A 22,710-nucleotide genomic window follows, 5' to 3' on the forward strand; every position below is an offset into this window, starting at 1 on the left:
CGCAAGCATCCGACCCCCAGGCCTCCAGGCCCCAGGCCTCCAGGCCCCCGGGCCCGATTCCGTGGTCGCTTCAGTGCAGGGTGCCCTTGATCCGTTGTTTGGGTGGGCTGTTGCCAGCTGCTTTGGGTGGGTGTCTGCTGGCCCGCAGGCTCGGGGGGTGGGTGCGTCTGGGATTCTTCTCCTCATGAGCACACCACCTGATGGACTGCCCCTCTACCGCGTCATAACCGGCCCGGACGACGCCCGGTTCTGTATGCGTGTGAGCGAAGCGATGGACCTGGGCTATGAATTGCACGCAGGGCCGGCCGTAACCTTCAACGGTGAGAGCGTCATCGTCGCCCAGGCGCTGGTCTGGCCGCACCGGTCGGGGGGATCTGGCACACAGCGGTAGCCAAGCGTCGTCCCAGTCCCAGCCCGGGTAGTGGTGCGCCACCTCTGGTGAGGTGGCTTCACCCGGCTCTTTGGCCGACCATGCAGCGGCCGTTGCTCTGCGCGGAGCGAGCAGGGGGATTTCCGCGGGGTGCTGATCTGCAGTATCCCTGACGGCGTATCCGGTGGGGGCGGGGCAGTTCGCCTGCGTACGCATTCACGCGCCCGCCACGCCCCGGACCCGCCGGCCGTGCCCTGGTGGCCCGTGAGTCTTTGTCCCCCTCGCGGCGATGCCGTCGGGCACTGCGCGGCGCGGGGCGGTGACCGTATCGGTCTGGGCGTGGTCGCGGGCAACAGGGACGGCGCCTTCGCGCTGGGGGAGCGGCACGGCAGGCAGGGGACCGTGCGCCCGGCGCCTGGAGGCTGGTCCGTCCGTTCTGAACCTCACAGGGGGTGGGGCTCGGACCGGGCGGCCGGCTGCGCGGGCGGGTGGTCAGCGCAGTGTGCTGCCGAACCGCGCCGCGGTGTGCGGGGCCCCGACGTCCTTGGGCCCGAAGGCGAGGGAACCGGTGGCCGTCAGGCCTGTGGCGGCGCCGCGCAGCGACCACAGGGCACCCGCCTGCGCGTTTTCCGACACGGAGGAAGCGGCGAGGTCGGCGTGGCCGTCACCGGTGACGTCGAGCAGCGCTGTCGCTTGCCCGAACGAGTCGTTGTTCTCCGCGACGCCCGGGGTGCCCGCCGTGTCCTGGTGGAAGGCCTGGGCCCCGGCGCCGGTGACGCCGTCGGCGCCGCCCCGTAGCAGGACGACCGCTCCCGCGTCGGTGACGGTGCCAACGTCCTCGCCCACGACACCCACCGCCACATCGGCGTATCCGTCGCCCGTCACATCGCCGACGGCCACCGACGTGCCGAAGAGGTCCCCCTCTTCCTCGACGCCCGGCACCCCCGGCATGTTCTGGTCGAGTTTCTGCCTCGCCTCCTTGAGGCCGTCGGGCGAACCGTAGGAGACGTAGGCCCTGGAGTTGTAGTCGCCGTCGAGCTGGTAGTCGGCGTCGCCGGTCACCAGGTCTTCGTAGCCGTCGCCGTTGATGTCGCCGATGGCCATCGCGCCGGACGAGCCGTGCGTGCGGCCGCGGGTGAAGCCGGTGGGCGAGCCGTACAGGACGCCGCTGCCCCACTCGCCGTCACCGGAGTAGCGGTCCATGGCCATGTCGGCGTACCCGTCGCCGTTGAGGTCACCGACGGCGTTGGGGACGACCGGGCCCGCCAGGCTTCTGGGGCCGTCCTCGCACTCCCGGTCGGCGCAGGTGGGGTCGGGGCGCTGTTCGCTGTCGTGGTCCCACTGCGAGGCGTCCATGAAGTCGAGGGTCTTGGCCGGGGTGCCGGTGCGCGCGATGGGGCCCTTCCACAGGCGGGCCTGCTGGGGGACCGGGTCGTCGCCGTGGTAGGGCACCCCGGCGAACAGGGCGAGGTCGCTCGTGCCGTCACCGTCGAAGTCCCCGGCCGTCGGCGTCCGGCCGTAGGTGGTGATCTTGGTGGCGCCGGTCAGGCCGGAGGGGGAGCCCCACAGAATCACCGAGCCCGCGTCGGCGTACCTGCCACCGACGCCGATGACCAGGTCCGCGTAACCGTCGTGGTCCAGGTCGCCCTTGGTGAACGTGCTGCCGAAGGACTCCTTGGCTGTGGCCGCCCCGGGCACCCCGCTCGTGGAGCGGCTGACGACCTTCTTGCGGGCGGGGTCGAGTCCGTTTTTCGCCCCGTACGTCACCGCCACGTACCCGGCCTCGGCCTTGCCGGAGACCGTGCCGCCGGGGGCGCCGACGACGAGGTCGGCGTACCCGTCGCCGTTGAAGTCGTTTGAGGGCTTGGCCGCCGCGTCCGCGCGGCCCGTGCCGGCGGCGGCCTCGGCACTGCCCTGTCCGAGGGTGAGGGCCGACAGACCGCCGCCGGCGAGCAGGGACGCGGCGAGCAGGGGCATGGTGAGGCGGGCGGTGCGACTGGCGCGCGGCATACGACTTCCCTTGGTCAACGTGCGGCTGGGCCGACGAGTTGACCTTTTGGGGGTCCCGATGGTTGTACGGACGTTCCATCTCTGCGGCCTCTGGGCGGCCTGGGGCCGACTCGCCGGCGTCAGGACGTTGATCCTCTGGAAGGAGATTGAGTCTTCGTCCGGACAAGCCACAACATTGCGGCGGAGGTCAGGGCGCGACGTGGCACCACGCCGCCTACCGGGCCAACGCCCGCGGTCTGCCGTCCGCCCTCTTCGGGCCTGGCTTCGGCAGCAACGGACCGGTCAGCGGCCACAGTTGGTCGGAGACGGTCCATGGCCGCCACTGACGGATTCCCCTACCCACACTTGCGTGCAGACGGGCCGGCAGTCTCATGATCAACAGTTCGTGGCAGAGCCCGTAAGCGCTCGGCCGGGGATTCCGGGCCGAGCGCTTGGGTGTGGGCGGCCGCAGCAGGGCGCAGCGCAGTGCGTCGCGGGAGCAGACTTTCCGGGCGGGCCCCGGAGCCGGCTCAGAGGTTCTCTTCCTGCTGTCCTCTTACCGTCGCTTCGCTTTACCGTCGCTTCGTTGTGCGGCGCCAGCCGAACGGGCCCGGCAGGTCCATGGAGGTGGTGCGGCGGCCGGTGCTGCTGTGGGTGCGGCGGGGGCCGTGGCGGCCGCCTGTGGTGAGGGACCACGAGCGCTTGTTGATGTTGAGCTGTACGCCGGGAAGTATCCGGAAGCTCTTGCGGAACGTGAGCGGCATAAAGTCCTCCTGATGTCCCTGTCCGAGTACCCGGACAGGGCCGCCCCTCACGTGCGCGGCGTCCCCCTTCCCATGCCCCCAGGTGATCGCTGAGGGTAAATCCCAAGCACGGGGGACCGGTTGGGAGGGGCGTGGCTGCTGGGGCTGGGGGAGACCGGTAAAGCTCACCCCCATGACGAAACCCGCCGTCCCGCGGCCTGGTGATGACATGGGCCGGTCCAGATGCTGTGCCCGGTGTGCCCGGCAGGCGCCGAGGCCGGGGTCACCGAGTCCCCCTTGAGCAGGCTGAAGCGGGTGACCTCAGATCGGGACGCGGGGCATGGGGTCCGCGAGGCCGCTGTGCCGGCCGCCGCAGTGCGTGCCACCGTGGGGCCGGCTGGGGGAGGACAGGTCGTCTTCTGGTGTCCCGGCGGCGACGTGTTCTGCCTTCGCCGTACGGGCCCGGGCGACAGTGCAGAGGCGATGGGCAATGCTCAGGCCGCCCCTGCACCGGGATCCGCCCGGACAACCGATGGCCCGGCGAGGACCTGCACGCGGGGTGGTATCGGTGGCGCCCCGGCGGGGCGTGCCGCGCGGTGCGGCAGGTGGCGCCGCTGTCGGGGATCTCCAGGTCCGCGGCCGGCCGCGCCCTGAGTCACCACGCACCGCCACCGGCCGTCTCGCGGAAATCCATCGCGCCTGCCTCTTCAGCAGGTCAGGCGGCGTTCGGCGCTTTCGTAGGAGGCGAGGTTGGAGTCGACGCCCACGACCGTCTTGTAGGTGTAGGTGCCAGAACCCGTGCAGTTCCAGTACGCCAACTTGGTGCCGCTTTCCAGCGGGGTCCAGTCCATCTCCTCCCAGCCGTACCAGCGGTGACGCTGCAGGGATATCGTGGCGTCCGTGCAGCCGCTGCGGGTCTTGCCGGCCTTGCCGATGATCTCGCTGATGCCCTTGTAGGGGGCGGAGATGCTGTAACAGTTCCGGTCCCAGTCCGAGGCGCTGGCCGGAGTGGCCGGCATCAACAGCGTGGCCGCGCAGGCCAGTGCGAGGGCGACGGACGACTTTCCGGCGAGACTGAGAGTGCTCATGACAAACGTTCCTGTCTGCGAAAACATGCGGGATGCAACCTACAAGAACACTCTTTCATCGTGTCCGAGACAAGATCAAGCCAGCGCCTCCACACCGTCAAACTCCGGCGATCTACGGCGACTTGGCGTCAACCGTACCCGCCAGTGAGGCACTTTCGACCTGCGGTTGAGGCGGCGTAGTGCAGGGTGAACACGGCTTGGCAAGGCCTGTGAAGCGGCTGGTCGAGCAGTGAAGTCATCTCCGGCCGGCCCGGGTCGATGAGGAGACGAGCGAGCGGCTGGACGGCGGCGGCGAACGCTGCGTCGGCCCGGGCGCTCTCCGCAACTCGACGCTGTGGTCGACAGCCGTGGTTCTGCCGTGATCCCTTTCCTCACGCCCTTGGACGGTATGTGGCATAGCGCGCGAGAGACAAGTGCGCTACGGCCTTTGATGGCGTATGGGCCGGAGGCAGTAGCGGAAGAACTGCACGGTCTCGCCGCCCTTCACGGCTAGGAGTGTCTCTCTGATCTTTGCGGATCAGGCCGCAGCGTCTGGTGCGTGCTCTCGGCGTGCGCCCGGATCGCCCTCGTGCTGGATGTACTTGGGTGATTCGTAAGGGCCCACGTAGCGAACCACGCGTACTGGCGCTCGATCTCCGCTTGCGTTCTAATCCGCTGTCATGGACGGGAGCACGGCGACGGTCTTAGGGACGTTCATCGGGGCGCTGGGAGGGGTGAGTGGCGGATGGCTCACGGTGCTGAGCCAGTCTCGCCAACAGCGCGCCGAACACGCACGCTGGCGAGACGAGGCCCGGAGGGACGCCTACAGCACCTACCTCAGCACCGCGAAGCAGCTCTCGGCGGCATTGTGGAAGATGTCCGACCTCCTCGGCGACGACGGCAGCGCCCCGGACGAGCGGCAAGCCGGCTTCGTCCGAGCGCACGATGCATGGACCGAGTTCAGCAGCGCTGCAGCCGCTGTATCTGTCGTGGGGCCCCGACCCGTAGCCGACGCCGCGGACGTGTTCCGGCAGGCCATGTACGACTGGGACATGATCGGCTTGGCCTGGTACGAAGCCGCCGGCGCATCCAGACGCGAGCACCTCGAAGAGTTCAACGAGCGATTTCTGGCGGCCGCCAGAGCAAAGCGTCAGCTGGACAAGAACTTCCAGACCGCCGCACGCACAGCACTGAACACCGAGACCTAATCCGCCGTACCTTGTGTCGACGATCAAGGGTTTCGGGTCTGGCGCTGACCTTGTGACGCGGCGTGCTCGGGCGTACGTGCCTCGGTACGTGGACAGGGAGCACCGCGCGGTTCGGTGGGGTCAGTAGCGGTGGCCGGGCCAGTGCGGGTCCTGCCAGCGATCGAGACCGGTGACGCCGAGCAGCCGTATCCGGTGAAGAAGTTCCTCGGATACCCCGTGGGCACGGAGCCGGGCTGGAGCATGGCGGACAAGCCAGGCAGTCAGCTCCGCACGCATCTTCTCCTCGCTCTCCCAAGCGTCCCAGGGAAGTTGGTCACCGAGTAGGTCGTATTCCCAGTGCGCCGCCGCTTCGGCAAGGTGCTGGTCGGCCACGGGGCCACTCTGAGCTTCCCAGAGGCTGAGCCACGGGCTCAGCGTGGCAGACGCCTCCGCGCTCAGTATGAGGACGTCGTACGCGGGTACGGCCGGATCCGGATCGGTGAGCGTGTGCGCCCACCAGGCGCCCAGGAACTCCCTGACCGCCGCGGCCTGCTCGGCCGGCCACTGCTGCCAGTGACCGAGAGCGAACGAAAGCCCGGCCCGGTCCGGGCCGAAGTGAGGCTCGATGAGGCCGCTGACGAGGGTCGTCGCGAACTGGGGCAGGATGCGGCGCAGTACAGATGCGTGGTCGCTCCAGTCGATGGCCTGCCATGTGCGCTGCAGGAGATCGTGGTCCAGCTCCCTGTCCGGCACCTTGAGCTGCGCGAGGTCTTCCCGGCTGCCCCAGTGACACTCGCAGTTGTGCTCGTCGGGGTGGGCGGTCATCCCGCGGAAAGTGGTGGCCAGACCGTCCAGCGCGGCGTCGAGGCGTAGTCGTGCGCGGGACTGATCGAGGTTCATCATGGGCGTTCGCCTTCGGGGACTCCGGGCGTGTGAACCACCCGAAGATCGCTAACCTACCGGGTCGGGCCCCAAGGCGCCATCAGCATGACAACCGCCCGAATCCCCACCGACGCACACTCGCCCGGGGACGGGTCACAAGATCAGCGACAGAGCCGAATAAGTAGCTGTGCCAAAACTCGAAGTCAGTCACGCTATGTGATTGCAGTTCGTGGCGGATTCGTAGGAAGTACTGGGGCAAGACACGTGCTGGCCCGGTCTCCTCGGGTTGCCTCTTGCCGTTCATCTGGCGCAATCGGGCGAGCAGGTGTGAGGGCACTGATCGACGATGGCGTGAGCAGAGTTGCCGTGGGGTGACAGCTCGCTGTGTCGTTGTCGGGTCGGTCGAGGAGCGTGCATGGGTACGAGCGGGAAGTACTGGCTGGGTGCCGACGTGGGCATCTCGTTCACCCCGAGTGGAGAGAACGCCGCCTACACCGAGTACGCGCCGACGGTGCCGCGTGCGATGAGCGATCACTCGCGGACGATGGATCCGGGTGTGTTCGAGATCGTCGGCAAGCGCATCTACCAGATCTTCGGCTACGCCCTGTCCGCGCTGACCCTGGTCGTCGGCGACGACGGGCTGATCCTTATCGATCCGCCGGAGGATGTGGAGAAGGGCGAGCGTCAGCTGGAGGAGATCCGTAAAATCTCCGACCTGCCCGTCAAAGCGATCGTGTACTCGCACTGGCACACCGACCACTACGCCGGCGTCAAGGCGTTCGTCTCCCAGGAGCAGGTCGACGCGGGCGAGTGCCAGATCATCGCGCACCGCGACTTCATGGCCAACGTCCTGGCCGGCTCCGCCACCGGCCCGCTGCTGGCCGCCCGGGTCGAGTACTCACTGGGCACCTTGCTGGAGACCGGCCCGGAGGGACGCGTCAACGGCGGCCTCGGCCCGGACTTCGTCATGCAGACCCTCTCCCTGATCGCCCCGACCGTGCTGATCGACGACACCCTGGAGCACACCGTGGCCGGGGTGCGCATGGTGCACTCCTGGGCGCCGAGCGAGGCCATCGACGAGATCATCACCTGGTTCCCCGACCAGGGGGTCCTGCAGTCCGCCGAGGTCATCCAGGGCGAATCGTTCCCCAACCTGCACACCATCCGCGGCTCCCGCTACCGCGACCCCCAGCAGTGGTTCAAGTCCATCGACAAGTACCTGCGCCCGCTGCCCGCCGACTTCATGATCCCCTCCCACGGCCGCCCCGTCGCCGGCCGCGAGGAGGTCGCCAAGGTACTGCGCGACTACCGGGACGCGATCTCCTTCGTCTACGACCAGACCATGCGCCACATGAACCAGGGCCACCTGCCCGACGACCTGGCCGCCGAGGTAAAACTCCCCGCCCACCTGGCCGAGAGCGAGTGGCTGGGTGACTTCTACGGCGGTGTCCCGCACTCGGTGCGCCAGATCTACGTCGGCGAGTACGGCTGGTTCGACTCCGACCCCACCACCCTCAACCCCCTGCACCCCGTGGAGTCCTCGCGCCGCTACATCGACCTCATCGGCGGCCGCGACACCGTCCTGGGCCTGGCCCGCAAGGCGGCAGAGGGAGGTGACCACCAGTGGGCCGCCGAACTCACCCGCCACCTCGTCCGCGTCGACACCTCCGACACCGAGGCCCGCCAGGTCAAATCCGAGTCCCTGCGCCAGATCGGCTACACCACCCCCAACAGCAACTGGCGCAACTACTACCTGACCGCCGCACGGGAACTCGACGGCTCCATCGACTACTCCCGCAAACTCAACCTCAACGCCCCCGACCAGGTCGCCGCGATGCCCGCCACCGCCCTGCTCGAAGCCCTGCGGATGCGCATCGACCCGCAGCGTTCGGGCAACGCGCTGCGCATCCTGGGCGTGCGGCTGACCGACAGCGGCCAGGAGATGGCCCTGCACGTACGACGCGGCGTTCTGGAAGCCGCCGACACCATCCCCGCAGACGCCGACACCGTCATCGAGGTCACCAAACCGGTCGTCATGGCCATGACCTTCCGCGATCTGTACGGTGCCTTCGCCAAGGCTGCCGCGGACGGGCACGCCGCCGTCACCACCGGCACCCTCGACGACGTCGAGTCATTCTTCGCCTGCTTCGACGCACCCGACCCCACCCCCATCCGCCTCTCCGACCGCTGAGCAGCTGCGTCTGATTGCCCCAGCGCCGGGGCCGGTCAGACGAGGGCGGTAGAGGCGAGGCGAATGCTGTGCGGCTGTCGTTGGGCGCGGATGCGGATTGGCCTGGGCTCGAAGACGGCATCAGGCCGTTCGGCGGGGTGGGGATCCGTGCGGGGTGGCCGGGGCGGGCGGGTGAGGCGGCGGACCATGAGGGTGATCATGGTCCAGGTGAGGTGGGCTTCGCTATGGGAGATGAGCCGTTCGTCGTCTCGGCAGTTGCGGCGCGCCCGCATGATCCAGCTGATCGCTCGCTCGCCCCTCCACCGCTTCGCGAGGACGGCGAAGCCGTCCTGGTCCTTGGGCCGAGGGACGGTATGGAGGGTGATGCCGAGGAAGGATTTCGACCAGCGGACGAGTTCGCCGCCGTAGGCGGAGTCAGCCCAGGCGACGGTCACTTCCGGGTGCGCAAGGCGCAGGCGGAAGAGGAGGCCTCGGGCGGGGTGGTCGTCGCGGTTGGTGGCCGGGGCGACCATGACCTTCAGCGGCATGCCGCGCATGTCGACGAGAACGCCCAGAACGCCGGCTCGGTCCTCGGGTGACTCTTTGGCGATGCGCTGGAGGTTGTACAGAGCGCCGAGCCGCGCCGCGAGGTTTGGTTGGCCCAGCAGCTCGACGGCTGTTACAAAGCCTCCCGTGATGCGCGTCCGGCTTGCCTGCTCGGACGCCTGACGGTCCTTCGCCTGCTCGTACTCGAACTGCTTCTGCGTATGTATGAATTGTTGCTGGACCAGCCTGAACTGCTCCTGCGACTGCTGAAACTGTTCCTGAAACTGTTTGAGATTGGCGTCGAACTGCTGCTGGTCGAGCTTGTGTTTCTTGTGGGTGTACCAAAGGCTGAGGCTGGCGATGATGCCGCCGGCAACGGCGATGAGCGCAGTGCGAAGCCCGGTGATGATGATCCCGGCGGAAGGTGCGAGGCTTCCGTCCTTGTCGCGGATCCGGTGGTTCTCGAGGATCCAGGGCCCCCACAAGAGCGCGGCGGTGAAGACGACCGCTCCCGCGGCCCCAGCGGCCCATGCCAGCTTGCGGTTCGCCTCCGGTTCCATGGCGGAATGATGGCTGACTGCGGCGTGATGTATGCAGTGATCGACCGGACTCAGATGGTGGCTGTGAATCGCCACTTACTTTGGGGCGACAGCTGCAAGTGACGTGCCAGGTGACGGGGAATTGGGCACGTTGTGTGACAAGGCCCAGGTGCAGGGGCAGGCTCTTGCCGAGCTCATGCCCGCAACGCGGGTAGCAAGGCGGCAAGCTGCTCATCGCCGATTCTTCTGAGCACTATGACAATCGACTCCGCCCCTCTTCGTCACCGCCACGTTCCGCTCAGACCGCCGTGCCGGTCTGAGCGGGTCTGGTTACCGTGCGAGCTTCACGGTGATTAGTGTGTCGGGCCAGCGGGTGGCGTTTTCGGCGAGGGCGGCTTCTTCGCTGGGGTCGATGGCCAGCTTCCACCGGGCCATCCCTCGAACGCGCTTCCACCCTCACGGTGTTGACCGCGAGTTGGGCACTCCCGCGCAGCGGAGCTCCTGGCAGACGGATTCTCGACCAAGATCACACATGTCCGTCAGGAGCTTCGTGGGCTTGTCTGCCCCTCCCCAAGAAGCTGGGAGCGACACCGCGGGATCGGCAGCAGGGGCGGAAGCCGGCCGGGGAAGACTCAGAGGGTCTTGCGGTACAGGGAGAGTCTGCGGCCCCCGGCCGGTCCGTGGGCGAAGCCCATGTACAGCCCGCCGTTGCGGCCCGTCCTGACGGCAAGCCCCTCGGGCTCGCGCCTGCCGAGTTCCGGGTCCGTCCGGTCGAGCTTCTCGCTCACGTACCGGCCGTCCGGCATACCGATGCGGAACAGCCGGGTGTTGCCGCCCCCCTCCCGTGGATTGTCCGGGCCGTACGCGCTGCCCAGGAGCTGGTAGGCGTAGGCGCCGTGGAGGGCCATGCCCTGGAAGGGAAGACCGCTTTCCGCACCGGGCTGCGGGAAGTCGGCGAGCGGGCGGAAGTCACGGGCGGCGAACCGGGCGAGGTCGTAGACCGCGTAGCGGGGCAGGCGAGACCTTCGGTAGCGCAGTAGCAGGCGCCCGTGGGCCGTGTCGAGAGCAGCGTTGTTGTTGATGCTGCCGGGCTGGGGCCGGAAGGTGTCCAGGCCCGCGCTGTTGCCGGTGAGCACCTTGCCCGCCGTGTAGCGAAACCGGCACACTCCGCGCCCGTAGCCGGAGGACGGTTGGGCATCCCACTCCGTCCACAGCGCCGTCCCGCCTGACGGCGCTCGCTCGACAGCGACGGTGGTGCCATGCCCGAAGCCCTTCAGGTACATATGGTCCAGCCGCGTGCCGTCCATGGCGAGCCTGTTGAGACACAAATCGCCGTTGCGTACGCGCTCATCGTGCGAGTACGTGCGGGACTCGCCCGGAAGCCGTCTGCCGGACGGGATCACCTGGAGCGCGTAGATCTGCCGGTTGCGCTCGTCGAAGGCGAAGGACTGCAGCACGGTGCTGTGGCGCAGCCTGACGCCCCGCAACCAGACCTTGCCCGGCTCCGACCATCTCAGCTCTGCCTGCCGCTGCGGCACCGCGCCCACCGCCGCGAACGCCTGCCCGCCGATCAGGGCCACCCCCGCGCCCGCCGCCCCGAGGCCCAGCACAGACCTCCGGGTGGGATAGCGGACTCGACCTGTCTCCGTCATACCTGCCACCTGTCCGTTGTCCGCTTGTCATCACCCGACGATCGGAGAGGTCAATCCGAACACCGGGCGGTCACCTGCCCTTGCCTTCCCATGCCGCACGGCTGGAGAAGTTCATTCCTACGGCGGCGCTGTACGGACTCGGCGTCGCGGCCGGGAGGGTGGCGTGGGGCGTTGTCAATTTATGGAATGGAGAGGGTTGTTAAGGGGTGATGGGGCGTGGTTGTCCTCGAATAAGCCGTCCTGAACCTGCGTCTTTTCCGCTCAGCCATCCCCGAGAGGAACGACACTCCACTGAAAAGCGGTCGAGGGGACGCGCTGACGCGTCCGGCCGCGCGGTGGCTGAGCCGCGGCGTGCTGGGGCTCAGCCACCCGAGGTCACTTGCAGGTGGGCACCGTGCCGTGGGCCTTGACGTAGCGGGCGCTGACCCAGCCCTTGGGCGTCTTGACCTGGTACCAGGTGCGGTTGCCGCCGACCGGCTGCCCGGCCTTCTTGCAGATCAGGTCGATGGTCTGCCGACTGCGGTAGGCCCCGGTGACCGCCGAGCCGGAGGTCGGCTGCTTGCGTACGTTGAGCCCGGTCTTCGAGGTGACGGTGCCCTTGATCAGCGCCGGCTTGGGCGGCGCAAGAATAGTGAGCCTGGCCTTTGCCACCCACTTGCCGCAGCCGACACCCCCCACCGTGACCTGGTGGAAGCCAGGGGCGGCCTTCGCCTTCACCCCTGCCCGGCCCCAGTACACCGGCGGGTTGCCCTTCTTCGCCAGCGCCACCGTCCTGACGAAGGCATCGGACCTGGCCTGTACCGAACGGCACGTCTTCGGGGCGCCCACGACCTTCACCGTGACCGCACTCTTCTGCTTGGCCGTAGCCGGGGTGAGCGTGACCCTCGGCGCCGCTTGCGATGCACCAGATGCCGGCGCCGGCTGAGCATCCGCCTGTGCGAAGCCCGCCATCGCTACCGATGCCAGCGCCACCGACGCGCACCCGGTCACTGCTCTGCGAACCATCATTTCGTCTCTTCTCCTCGTGACGGCTCCGGACCCCTCGAAGAGAACCGGAAGCTCTGCGCTGGAGGAAACCGTAGGCTCGGCGCCCTAAATGTCCAGTTGTCCGTACCGGGACACGCACCCAATCAGCACAATGCCGGAGCGATTTTGCCGGGCCGTGAACTGCACAGGGTGGGATCTGCCGGGCGAGGCGCCGGCGGCCGCACCCGGCCTTCGGGGCCAGATGAGTCAGACGCGGCGTCAGACCGGCCTTGAACAGCCGGGCCTGCACTCCCCACGGGACGGGATGCGCCGCCCACTAGGCGGGCGGGCGTCGCGTGCTGCCGCAGAAGCAGCTCGCTCCAGGTGAGGGAAGGCGCTGACCGGCACCGTGACCACGACAATGTCACCGGCCGCCGCGGCCTTTTCACTCGTCGCCGTGGACACGGCCGCGGCCCCAGTTCCCCACAGTCGTCATAGTCTCAACGTCTTTCACAAGAGCCGGACTTGCCGGTTGCCGGGCTCGCTGCGATCCAGGTTCCCGCTGTCAGCCGGCGGGGAAGTAATGGCCGTTGTCCAGATCGGCGAGCAGGCCGGGCCGGGCGGGTTCCCAGCCGAGGGTCCGGCGGGTGATGAGGTTGGATGCCGGGTAGCTCTGCGTGACGATATTCGTGAGGAACCCGAAATACCCCGGCGTCATCAGGGCATCGTCGGGAATGCTCACGGCGGGCAGGCCCAGGCGTCCGGCGATGGCTTCGGCGATGTCGCGGAACGGGGTGCCGCCGTCCTCGACCGCGTGCCAGTATGTGCCGGCCTGCCCCTTCTCCATCGCCAGGCGGAACAAGGTGGCGGCATCGCGGATGTGCACGGCGTTCCACAGGTTTGCGCCGTCGCCGTGGTAGCCGACGAAGCCCTTTTCCTCCGCGAGCGCGATCAGCGTGGGGAGGAAGCCGGCACGATCGGTCGTACTGTGCGCGATGTTGGCGATCCGCACGACCGAAGACCGCACCCCCTGCTCGGCGAGGTCGACAACGGCCCTTTCCACGACGTTGCGGACCCGCAAGGTGCCCTTGTACTCCTCGCCGGCGGGAAGGGCCGGGTCCTCCTCGGTGGCAGGCCGCTCCAGGTTCCCGGGCGAGCCCATGCTTCCCGCCGTGACCAGCGGCTTTCCGGTTCCCGCGAGTGCTTCGCCGTACGCGAGCACGATCGGGAGCTCCGCGGCGGCCACGGCGTCCATCCCGCCGGAGGGCAGCAGATCCTGCCTGTGGGCAACGTGGATGACGCCGTCGGAGTCCGCGGCTGCCTCCTTGAGCCCGTCGAGATCCTGGAGATCGCCCCGACGTACCTTCGCGCCGAGCGCGGACAGGGCCGCCGCGGAAGCGTCCGACCGGGCCAGGCCGGTGACCTCGTGCCCGGCGGCGATGAGCTCGGGAATGATGTACGAACCGGAATGGCCGGTCCCGCCAGCGACGAATACGCGCATCCAACTGTCCTTATGAGAGTAGGTGCAGAATTTTTCGTGCCGTAAATGAACTGACGCAATGCGGCACGAAAGGTGGTGGCAGGGGTGCGCTCAGCCGAGAAGGGTGATTCCGAGGGAGAAATCGGTGTGCTTGACGGAGTGGTTCATGAGGCCCAACTCCAGCAGGCCGACGTTCTCCAGTGCCCGCGCCATGGACAGATCCCCGGTATCCCAGGGGCGCAGCCCCAGGCTCTCGACGAACGCCGACACGCGTGCCTTCGCCTGCGCGTCGTCACCGGCGATGAACACGTCCAGAGGGCGGCCCTTGGCGGGGCCGGCCGCCAGAACGTGGGAGAACACCGTGTTGAACGCCTTGACGACATGCGCGTCATCGGGAGCCGCCTTGGCTATCTCCTGTGCGCCGGAACTGCCGTCGGGGACGACGAAGCCCCGCAGGTCGGGGGCCACGGGGTTGGTGACGTCGACGATGACCTTGCCGCGCAGTGCGTCCCCGTACTCCCTCACCACCGCCGTCGCGCCGGCGTACGGCGCGGCGAGGATCACGATGTCCCCGGCCGGGGCGGCCCCGGCCGCCCCGACCGTGGCGCCGCCGAGCGTGGCGGCCAACTCCTTGGCCTTGGCCGGGTCGCGGCCGATGATCTCGACGGCGTTACCGCCGGCGAGCGCCCGGCCGGCCAAAGCACGGGCCATGTTTCCCAGTCCGATAATGCTGATGCTGCTCATCGGTGTTCCTGCTCTCCGGGCCTGGGCCCTGCTGCCAACTTCTACTGTCGAATTGTTGGGTCGAATTCACTTCGGCACCCTCAAGCGCCTGCTTTGAGGCTGCCATTGGGGATGAGTCGGTGTCCAAGACCTCTTTAAGCGGTGGTGATACCCTGAAGGCATCACCGGGCCGGGAGATGCCATGGATCTGGATCTGCGCAAACTGCGTTATTTCGTCGCCGTGGCCGACCGGCTGCATTTCGGCCGCGCCGCTGATGAGCTCCATATCGCGCAGCCGGTGCTCAGCCGGCAGATCCGCGCGCTCGAGCAGGATCTCGGAGCGTCACTGTTCACCAGGGATCGCCACGGCGTGGAGCTGACGGACGCGGGCCGGCAACTGCTGGCCGACGCCGGCCCGTTGCTCGCCTCGACCCACGCGGTCCGCCGCCGGGTGTCCGCGGCCGCCGGCGGCAAGCGGCGGCTGATGGTCGGTTTCCGGGCCGGCATCCCCGTCATCCCGGCGGCGCGGGCGTTCGAGGACCGGCACCCGGACGTGGTCGTGGACGTGCAGCGGATCGAAGGGGACGACCAGGCTGCGATGCTGCTCGACGGGCGCATCGACGTCGGCTATGTGCGGCTGCCCATCGACGAGGCCGGCCTGCGCGTCACCCCGCTGTACGCCGAGCCCCGGGTGGCGGTACTGCCCGCCGGGCACCGCCTTGCCGGCAAGGAGGAGGTCACGGAGGCCGACCTGGCCGGTGAACCGCTGGTCTGGCACGGTGCCCCGAGCACGCAGCCCACCAAGCGCCCGCACCCTGATGCCGGTTACCCGGTGCGCGGGGTGGACGAGACGCTCGAGCATGTCGCGGCCGGGCGGGGCATCTCTTTCCTGGCCCGTTCGGCGTCCGTGTTCTACACGCATCCAGACGTCGTCTATGTGCCCATCCCGGAACTGGCGCCCGACCAGGTGTGCCTCGCGGTGGCGACATCGCACACCTCGCCGGTAGTGGATGACTTCGTCACCGCGGCTCGGTCGACGGCCGAGATCACGGCAGAGTGCGGGAACTATGAGATGTGGCAGCTTGGAGGCGAAGCCGTCGCAAGGCGCGCTTGAGCAGTTCGACTGACCCCGTTCATCATGCGCTGAAGAGTGAAATGGCCTGACGGAGTGGTGCTGTTGCGGCTGGTCGCAGAGCGGCAACACGCGTCAATTGTCTGGGGAAGCGGTGAGCACCGGAGTGGCGTACGTTGCGAGCACCGGCCGCGACCAGGGCCTCCCGGAGCCAGACGGCCCGGTTGCAGCCAGCCCGCGGAACCGGCGCTCCGAGGACGATGAGCAGGGCTTCTGCATACTCGTGGCCCTGCTCCAGGAGACGCATGGGTTCGGGGCTAACTCGCGTTAGATTGCAGGCAGATCAGCCCAGGGGGGTCTGGTGCGGTTGGCGGCGTCTGTGGGCCTTGGTTCCCGCGGCTGCCCGGCGGAAGTCAAGGGGGATTCGTGGCATGAAGTACAAGAACGAAGCTCAGATCATGAAGGCGCTTGGGATCGAGTCCTGGAGGAACCTCTCCAAAGACAAGATGGTCAGGTTCGCAGCCATGATGCCCAACATGGACACCGAGGTGGCTCTCAAGATCGTTGAGCAGTTCCCCGCGTTCAAGGACTTCGCCAAGGACGCTGTAAGTGCGATCGAGAGAGCGCACGAGTCCACGCTCTCGGCCAACAACCAAAGCCAGGAGCATGTGCACCGGGCCTGCCAGGAGGTCAGGGACATTCTCAGGGGCGAACTCAACAAAAGCGACCTGAGCTGGGAAGAGAAGAAGTTTCTGATCGAGCAGATCCAGGGAACCGCAAGGATGCAGTTCCAAAAGGACAGCGAGAGCAAGCAGTTCCTGGACGGGGCGCTCAAAAAGGTCTTGGTCGGCGCCACTGCCGCAGTCGCCCTTGGCGTCGCTTTCGTCGGCGGCAGAGTGATGGCCGAGTCCAAGGACAGTACCGATAGCTCCCAGGACGCCTGATCTGGGCTCGGTCACCGGGGCAGCTTGGCGGTTCGTTCAGGGTGGGCGGCGGTGACGTAGTGCATGGCGGTCTGCTCCGTGATGCCAAAGAGCCGCATCAGTCGGAGCGGGACGGCGCTTTGGGCTGCTTCGTTGAGGATGCGGTCTTGCCGCAGGCCGCTCAGTGTCAGCCCTCTGGGGAGGGCTCCGCGCAGGGTGCCGATGCTGACGTCCGGGTGGTCGGGGTCCTGCGGTCTTCTGGCTGACCAGCAGGTGGGCGTTGGACGAGGCCGGCCAGCGGTGGTGGCGGTAGGCCGTCCAGTTGGCGGCGAGCTGGTGGGTGAGCTCCTCCAGGTAGAGGGTGTGCCGCCGAGTCCGCGCCGGACTTCGAGTGTGCCCGGGAGAGACCCAGGTCGGAGCTGTGCAGCGTCTGGATCTCCTTGCCGGGCAGCGCGTGGACGGCGGTGAGGGCCACGACGAGGCGGCCAGACACGGGCCAGACCGGTAAGGACACGACGTCCCGAACGGACCGGGTCTCCCTCCTGGCGTTCAGCAAGCTGCCTTCAGCGCCCGAACCCTGGCACCCGGCCCAACAGTGGCACCGACCCTGCTCCCGCCCCCTCCACACGACGGGCATGCCCCCGACGCCTCCGGAGAATTCCACGGCCGCGGGGCGTACCCGTTGGGGTGTCAAGAGCTGTTCCAGATCCCTTGACCACACTAGGTAGGGCGCGATCAGTAGTTTTAGAGCTTCCATCATGCTGTGACGCAGAGTCGCGTGAGACCCGCCCCGAAGGGCCAGGCTGGCACGACCTCGTTGGGGGGCTTCCTCCCGCAGCCCCAACCGTGCGCCCCCGCGCCTTCCTCCCGTCCTCCCGGCGCCTGCCGGGAGAGAAAAGGCAGGGGCGGGGGAGCGGGCTGCTTCAGGGCGGGCCGCTCGGGGCAGCCGCTCCCGGGCGGCGGGCAGGATAGCTTTCGAGACAACCCGCCGTGGGTTACACGCGACGTGAGCGCGGGCGGTGTTGTCAGGCTGCGTCAAGGGATCTTTGCTCGGGCATGGGTTGCAACCCATGCCCGAACGACCGCCAGGTGCTCGGGCTGCAGCCCCGTGTGCGGGTCGGCCGGCTTACGGATGCCCGGCGATGGCTGGGCCGGCGGTCAGTCGATGCCTTCGATGATGCGGAAGTCGCGCTCGACGCCGTCGGGGAGCGCCACCAGCGCCTTCTGGTATGCCTCGCTCTCGTATGCCGCGACGGCCTGTTCAAAGCTGTCGAACTCGATCAGAACGACGCGTTGCGTGATTCCGGCCTCGTGGGCGACGACTCGACCGCCACGGGACGGGAGGAGGGACAGGACGCGCCCGCCCCCCGCCTGGACAGCCGGGCCGGCCAGCTGGTCGTAGGCAGTCAGCCTCTCAGTGGAAATGGCGGGATAGACACTGACCCAGTAGCCCTTAGCCATGGAAACCTCCTGTGTTCGGCCGGACGCGTCCGACGTCGAATTGACACTCAGACCGGCCGCTCCCGGCGGCAGGCACCGCGGTCAGTTGGATCGTCGTATGCGCAGGCTAGGGCTTGATATGCGGCCGAGGGAAAGACCGGTACGGGATAGGCTCAGAACGGATCGTTATCAATCGGCGGGGAGGGCACGTGGCGCCGGATACGGTGAGCCTGCGGTACTTCCTGGTGCTGGCGCAGGAGTTGAACTTCACCCGCGCGGCCGCACGGATCGGTATCGCACAGCCCGCACTCAGCGCCCGGATACGCCGATTGGAGACGCAACTCGGTACGGCCCTGCTGGTCCGCAACACGCGTAGCGTCCAACTGACCCCAGCCGGTGCGGCTTTGGCGGAGTCCGCGCCGCCCGCGCTGGCGGCGCTGGACCGGGCATGGGACACCGCCCGCAGCGCGGCGGCCGGTGAACTGGGCACGCTGCGCATCGGATACAGCCTCAGTGCCGGGGCCCAGACGGCACCGGCCCTGGTGGACCGGCTGATGCGCGGCAGTCCCGGACTCGAGGTCGGCGCGGTCCCGATGGCGACACCGGAGATCTCCCCCGCGGTCGCCGACGGCCGCATCGATGCCGGGATCACTCGCGGTGAACAGCCGGGCCGCGGCGTGCGCCGATCCCTGCTGCGCCGTGCGCGCATCGGGGTCCAGCTGGCGCAGCACCATCCGCTGGCCGAACACCCGCAGATCGAGATCGCCGACGCGGCCGCGTACCCGCTGCGACTCCCGGACCGTGCGGCCAACCCCGTGATCCACGATCAGCTGTCCGCACTGTTCCAAGACACCCGACCACGCCCCCGATTCCACACGCCCGCAGTCTCTTTCGACATGTCTCAGCGCGACCTGCGCGACGGGGTCACCCTCGCCCCGGCCGGAGAAGCCGCGGCCACGGCACTACCGGCCGGTCTCACCTGGCGACCGCTGCGAGGCGCGCCCAGCCTGACGATCCACCTGGTCCTGCCACGCGAGCAGTCGCCGCTGCACCGCCGCATCCGTGCCGCCGCCAAAACCCTGGCGCACGAGCTGAACTGGCTGCCGGACTGACGCGCAAGAGGCCAGGCGAGACGGGCGCCCGCGGTGGCCAGGCCGAAGACCTTGCCCCCCGGCGGACTTCGCGGTGATGACGACGGCGGCCTTGCTGCATGTCCGACACGACCTCGCTACGCCGGCGGATCAGCATCCGATGATGGCCCCGGGGCCGGTCCGAGCCGTACACCGCGGCGACGTCCTCGCCCAGCCCGGGACCTCGGCGGATACCGCGCCTTCGCCGGCGCCGAACCGGACAAGCACGGGTAACCGGCGGGAACGCCCGCCGTCAACGGCGTCCCACGAGGCACAGGAACTGGCGCGCGGTCACCAAGAGGTGGCGGACTGGTTCGCCCGGCTCGCGGAAGGACTCGACCGGCGGGAGCGAGCAGGCCCGTGCGCTGGAACCGCCGCAACACGAGGAGGACCCGGGCGACGGCGGCCCCGGACCGGCCCAACCGGCCCTCGCGGCGCTCGGCGCGCTGCTGCCCGCCCTGCGCAAGGCCCCCGTGCGGCCGCCGCTCAACGCCCGCCATCTGGCCCGCGACCCCGCGCAGGTCTTCGCGCCCGGCGCCGACCTCGGCCCGCACCTGCTGGCCGGGCTCGATCCCCGGTTGCGCGACGGTCTCTTCGACGCGTGGCGGCGGGCCGACGCCACGGCACCGTCGGCGCTGCGCGAGCTGCGGGCGATGCGGGTGACCGCCACCCCGTTCGGCGCGACCGCACCCCTGAAACCCGTTTACCAGGGCAGTCAGGTCGTCCGCTACGAGGACTGGCCGCTGACCGGCTCCAAGTTCATCGGCATGAAGGTCGGCTCCGACGAGACGGGCGCCGTGCCGGACCGGGGCGACTTCATCTACGTGGAAGGCGGCGGTTCGGTGCAGGCGGGCTACGCGCTGCCGTTCAGCGGCACGGTCGACTTCGGCCCGCTGGTGTTGAACTGCACCGACGTAATATTCGGCACCCACAACCTTCATCCAGCAGCCGGGCGGCTTCGGACAGCTTGCTGGTCCATGGGTAGGGGTCCCGAGCATGCCCGTTGACCATGCTGCCGCACCGGGAAACTCCAAGATCCCCGACAGAGTCGAGCTCAAGAAGTGGGAGCCGGCGCTGCCGGCCCCACTCTTGCGCGACGGACGTGTCGAGTAGAGATCAGCCGCCGGACTGCACGGGCTCCAGCTTGATGCTGAAATGGCGAAGGATCGGAGACTGACCCACGATGCGGTAGCCGTGCACCGATTCGGGGTTCTTGGCTATGTCGGCCAGGGTGGCGGCGACATGGTCGTAGTGGCTGCGGGTGTAGACCCGACGGGGGAGTGCCAGCCGCACGAGTTCATAAGGTGCGGTCTTGATGGAGTTGCCTTGTTCGTCCTCTTCCCCGAGGTACAGGCTGCCCAGCTCCGCCGAGCGGATGCCTCCGCGTAGGTAGAGCTCACAGACCAGTGCGGTGCCCGGGTACTGGTGCGGGGGGATGTGGGGCAACAGCCGCCCGGCGTTGACGTAAAGGGCGTGCAGGCCTGCCGGCTCCACGATGTCGACTCCGGCCTCGCGGATGCGCGCGGCGAGGTAGGCGGCTATGTCGGCGCGTTCGGCGAGGTAGGCCGATTCGGTGACTTCCACAAGTCCGCGGGCCATCATGTCGAGGTCACGGCCGGCCAGGCCGCCGTAGGTGGTGAAGCCCTCGGTGGCGATGAGCAGGCCCGCGCACCTCTCGGCGAGTTCAGGGTCCTTGAGACCGATGAAGCCGCCGATGTGGACGATGCCGTCCTTCTTCGCGCTCATGACGCAGCCGTCCGCAAGGCGGAAGGCTTCCTCGGCGACCTGCCGGGGGGTGCGGTTGGCATAGCCGGGCTCGCGCTGGATCACCAGCCAGGCGTTCTCCGCGAAACGCGCGGCATCCAGGATCAGGGGGACGTCGTGGCGGCGGCACAGTTCGGCGGTCCGGTACAGGTTCTCCATGCTGACCGGCTGGCCACCGCCACCATTGTTGGTGATGGTCATCAGCACGGCCGCCACGGGCGCTTGATGCGCGTTCTCCAACGCCTGCTCAAGGGCGATCAGGTCGATGTTGCCCTTGAACGGGTAATCGCTGTCGAGGTCCTTCGCCTCGGCGCAGGGCAAGTCGTAGGCCTGGCAGCCGGTCAGTTCGACGTTGGCGCGGGTGGTGTCGAAATGGGTGTTGGACAGCACGCTCGTGCCGGGCTTGAGCAGGGCGGAGAACAGGATGCGCTCGGCGGCGCGGCCCTGGTGTGTCGGCAGGATATGGGGATATCCGGTGAGTTCGGAGACGACCTCGTGCCACCGGTAGTAGCTGCGGCTGCCGGCGTAGGACTCGTCGCCGTGCATGCCCGCGGCGAGCTGGTCCGCGGAGATGGCACCGGTCCCCGAGTCGCTCAGCAGGTCGATGGTGACCTCGTCGGCACGCAGATCGAAGGGGTTGTAGGCGACCCGCTTCAGCGCGGCCTCGCGCTCCGCTCGGGTGGTGAACGCGATCGGTTCTACAACTTTGATGCGATACGGTTCCACGAGACTTCCTTTGGTGCGGTGTGCGGGATGGCATGACCGGCGGCCGTGCGACCGGAGTTCAGAGCACTCTGGGTGCGTTGTGCAGCTAACAGGCCGACTTGCGCGTACTGCTCTGTCGGCGCCCTGGTCAGATAGGCCTCAGAGGACAGATAGGCCGTGATGCGGGGCTGCCGGTTTCGCTCGTACACGAGAGCGAGGTAGGCGATCAGCCCCACACCGTCGGTGAGCTGTCGCTGTGTGAGCGCGCGCAGGCTCCGGCGCAGGACCGTGGGGTCCATGCCGAACCGGGTCAGCAGGGCGGTTGCCCGGTCGAGGGCCTCCTCGTCGTCGCGCACGTAGTCACGGACGGGGATGTGGAGCGTGAAGCCGCTGGGGTCGCTGTCGCCTTCGGTGAAGGAATGGCAGGTGAGCGCTGACCGCCGCAGCAGGCGCGGCGTACCGTCCCCTTGCTGCCCGGATGGCGGGAGGGGTCCGGCGGCCGCGTGGAAGAAGTGGCGGATGTCTGCCGCTGCGACCCCGGAGGCATGGCCGAGCGCGCAGGCGTCGTCGGCCGACATACGCGGGTGCTGCACGTAGACCTTGACGCGAGGTGACTCCCAGGAGCCCAGGTCCAGTGCGAGGAACGGATAGCCCGCCGCGGGGGGAAGCTGCGCGAAGGCCTTGTCGTAGCCAAGTCGGCGTAACGCCTCTTGCACGGTGTGTGCAGCGTGCTCGGGTCCGGCGGCGGAGGGGTTCAGATAGACCTTGACGCCGGGGACCCCTCCCGCGCGCAGATCGAGCGCGTACCACAGTGACAGCGGCCCCTCGGCCGCAGCGGGGAGGAACAAGTCCTGCAGGGCGTCGAGTTGATGGGTGGAAAAGTTCCAGCGGGCGGCCATCGCGTGGATGGCCTCGAGTCCGGCGCGGCCGCTGTCTCCCATGTCCGCGTGGGTCCATCCGGGCTCCACGAGCACCCGCAGTGCCGGGGCGGCGTCCGACGTGCAGGCCAGGGAGAACTCGACGGGGGTGTGGTCGTCGGAGAGGAAGCTGGGCGATGCCGGGGGCAGAGACAACGGTCGCCGGACGGAGTCCGCGAGGGAGTCGAGCAGGACCTGCCCGTACAGCGCGGTGTCCGCCTCGCTCAGGCCCACCGTGGCGCCCAGGCGCTGTAGTTGACCCAGCACGTGATCGCCGAGCGTGGCCAGACCGGGTTCGTCTGCCGGTATGCCCGCCTCCGGCAGGGACATCATCGCGTTCCTCGCACGGCACGGCGCAACAAGCCTCTGCACGGCGCGGAGGTACGGGGACGTGCTGCGCCAACGAGGCGGGAGACCAGGGCCGATCCGTCGTAAGCCGCGGGTA

19 protein-coding genes are annotated in these 22,710 nt (G+C 68.5%); 7 read left to right on the plus strand and 12 right to left on the minus strand.

All coding sequences use genetic code 11. The features are described from left to right. Nucleotides 1-184: 184 nt before the first annotated feature. Nucleotides 185-391: a DUF1737 domain-containing protein gene (locus ACIGXX_RS18450; protein WP_366465100.1), complete on the plus strand. Its 207-nt coding sequence runs from the start codon at nt 185-187 to the stop codon at nt 389-391. Nucleotides 392-862: 471 nt separating this feature from the next. Here ACIGXX_RS18450 and ACIGXX_RS18455 read toward each other — a convergent pair whose 3' ends face one another. From ACIGXX_RS18455 to ACIGXX_RS18465, 3 genes are all read right to left on the minus strand, one after another. After that, a complete protein-coding gene (locus ACIGXX_RS18455; RefSeq protein ID WP_399976821.1) occupies nt 863-2,380 on the minus strand; it encodes an FG-GAP repeat protein in 1,518 nt (505 codons plus the stop codon). 551 nt (nt 2,381-2,931) lie between these two features. Then, nucleotides 2,932-3,123: a DUF4236 domain-containing protein gene (locus tag ACIGXX_RS18460; protein ID WP_190086019.1), complete on the minus strand. Its 192-nt coding sequence runs from the start codon at nt 3,121-3,123 to the stop codon at nt 2,932-2,934. A 686-nt stretch (nt 3,124-3,809) separates the two neighbouring features. Next, a complete protein-coding gene (locus tag ACIGXX_RS18465) occupies nt 3,810-4,190 on the minus strand; it encodes a hypothetical protein (protein ID WP_351172605.1) in 381 nt (126 codons plus the stop codon). A gap of 659 nt (nt 4,191-4,849) precedes the next feature. Between ACIGXX_RS18465 and ACIGXX_RS18470 the strand changes: the two genes are divergently transcribed. Continuing rightward, complete coding sequence (locus ACIGXX_RS18470; protein ID WP_399976825.1) at nt 4,850-5,377, plus strand: hypothetical protein; 528 nt, start codon at nt 4,850-4,852, stop codon at nt 5,375-5,377. 120 nt (nt 5,378-5,497) lie between these two features. On the opposite strand, the gene ACIGXX_RS18475 is transcribed toward ACIGXX_RS18470, so the two are convergent. Continuing rightward, nucleotides 5,498-6,256, minus strand: coding sequence for a hypothetical protein (locus ACIGXX_RS18475; protein WP_399976926.1), 759 nt, complete (start codon nt 6,254-6,256; stop codon nt 5,498-5,500). 397 nt (nt 6,257-6,653) lie between these two features. On the opposite strand from ACIGXX_RS18475, the gene ACIGXX_RS18480 reads away from it, so the two are divergent. After that, nucleotides 6,654-8,429, plus strand: coding sequence for an alkyl sulfatase dimerization domain-containing protein (locus tag ACIGXX_RS18480; protein WP_399976828.1), 1,776 nt, complete (start codon nt 6,654-6,656; stop codon nt 8,427-8,429). A 35-nt stretch (nt 8,430-8,464) separates the two neighbouring features. Here the strand turns inward: ACIGXX_RS18480 and ACIGXX_RS18485 are convergent, their stop codons facing one another. From ACIGXX_RS18485 to ACIGXX_RS18505, 5 genes are all read right to left on the minus strand, one after another. Continuing rightward, a complete protein-coding gene (locus ACIGXX_RS18485; RefSeq protein ID WP_399976831.1) occupies nt 8,465-9,514 on the minus strand; it encodes a transposase in 1,050 nt (349 codons plus the stop codon). Nucleotides 9,515-10,125: 611 nt separating this feature from the next. Beyond that, complete coding sequence (locus tag ACIGXX_RS18490; protein ID WP_399976834.1) at nt 10,126-11,145, minus strand: teichoic acid biosynthesis protein C; 1,020 nt, start codon at nt 11,143-11,145, stop codon at nt 10,126-10,128. A gap of 375 nt (nt 11,146-11,520) precedes the next feature. Next, nucleotides 11,521-11,973 carry an SH3 domain-containing protein gene (locus ACIGXX_RS18495; RefSeq protein WP_351172582.1) on the minus strand — a complete coding sequence of 151 codons (453 nt, stop codon included), beginning with the start codon at nt 11,971-11,973 and terminating at the stop codon, nt 11,521-11,523. A 703-nt stretch (nt 11,974-12,676) separates the two neighbouring features. Continuing rightward, nucleotides 12,677-13,612, minus strand: a complete 936-nt coding sequence (locus ACIGXX_RS18500) for an SDR family oxidoreductase (protein ID WP_399976838.1) — start codon at nt 13,610-13,612, stop codon at nt 12,677-12,679. A 90-nt stretch (nt 13,613-13,702) separates the two neighbouring features. Beyond that, a complete protein-coding gene (locus tag ACIGXX_RS18505; protein WP_399976841.1) occupies nt 13,703-14,335 on the minus strand; it encodes an NADPH-dependent F420 reductase in 633 nt (210 codons plus the stop codon). A 181-nt stretch (nt 14,336-14,516) separates the two neighbouring features. Here ACIGXX_RS18505 and ACIGXX_RS18510 point away from each other — a divergent pair, with 181 nt between their 5' ends. Both ACIGXX_RS18510 and ACIGXX_RS18515 read left to right on the plus strand, forming a co-directional pair. Next, nucleotides 14,517-15,428, plus strand: a complete 912-nt coding sequence (locus ACIGXX_RS18510; RefSeq protein ID WP_351172573.1) for a LysR substrate-binding domain-containing protein — start codon at nt 14,517-14,519, stop codon at nt 15,426-15,428. 389 nt (nt 15,429-15,817) lie between these two features. Beyond that, on the plus strand, nt 15,818-16,330 hold the full coding sequence (locus ACIGXX_RS18515) for a hypothetical protein (protein WP_399976845.1): 513 nt from the start codon (nt 15,818-15,820) through the stop codon (nt 16,328-16,330). Between the two features lie 1,137 nt (nt 16,331-17,467). Here ACIGXX_RS18515 and ACIGXX_RS18520 read toward each other — a convergent pair. Continuing rightward, on the minus strand, nt 17,468-17,770 hold the full coding sequence (locus tag ACIGXX_RS18520; RefSeq protein WP_351172568.1) for a DUF1330 domain-containing protein: 303 nt from the start codon (nt 17,768-17,770) through the stop codon (nt 17,468-17,470). Nucleotides 17,771-17,958: 188 nt separating this feature from the next. Here ACIGXX_RS18520 and ACIGXX_RS18525 point away from each other — a divergent pair, with 188 nt between their 5' ends. Continuing rightward, on the plus strand, nt 17,959-18,861 hold the full coding sequence (locus ACIGXX_RS18525) for a LysR family transcriptional regulator (RefSeq protein WP_399976849.1): 903 nt from the start codon (nt 17,959-17,961) through the stop codon (nt 18,859-18,861). 491 nt (nt 18,862-19,352) lie between these two features. Next, a complete protein-coding gene (locus ACIGXX_RS18530) occupies nt 19,353-19,886 on the plus strand; it encodes a hypothetical protein (protein WP_399976852.1) in 534 nt (177 codons plus the stop codon). 109 nt (nt 19,887-19,995) lie between these two features. Here the strand turns inward: ACIGXX_RS18530 and ACIGXX_RS18535 are convergent, their stop codons facing one another. Both ACIGXX_RS18535 and ACIGXX_RS18540 read right to left on the minus strand, forming a co-directional pair. Continuing rightward, on the minus strand, nt 19,996-21,369 hold the full coding sequence (locus ACIGXX_RS18535) for a tryptophanase (RefSeq protein ID WP_351172514.1): 1,374 nt from the start codon (nt 21,367-21,369) through the stop codon (nt 19,996-19,998). After that, nucleotides 21,342-22,598, minus strand: coding sequence for a tryptophan dimethylallyltransferase family protein (locus tag ACIGXX_RS18540; protein WP_399976856.1), 1,257 nt, complete (start codon nt 22,596-22,598; stop codon nt 21,342-21,344). Before ACIGXX_RS18540 ends, ACIGXX_RS18535 begins: the two co-directional genes overlap by 28 nt. Between the last annotated feature and the right edge of the window lie 112 nt (nt 22,599-22,710).

This window comes from Streptomyces sp. NPDC055243 (assembly GCF_044544025.1).
In the GTDB taxonomy this organism is placed as follows: domain Bacteria; phylum Actinomycetota; class Actinomycetes; order Streptomycetales; family Streptomycetaceae; genus Streptomyces.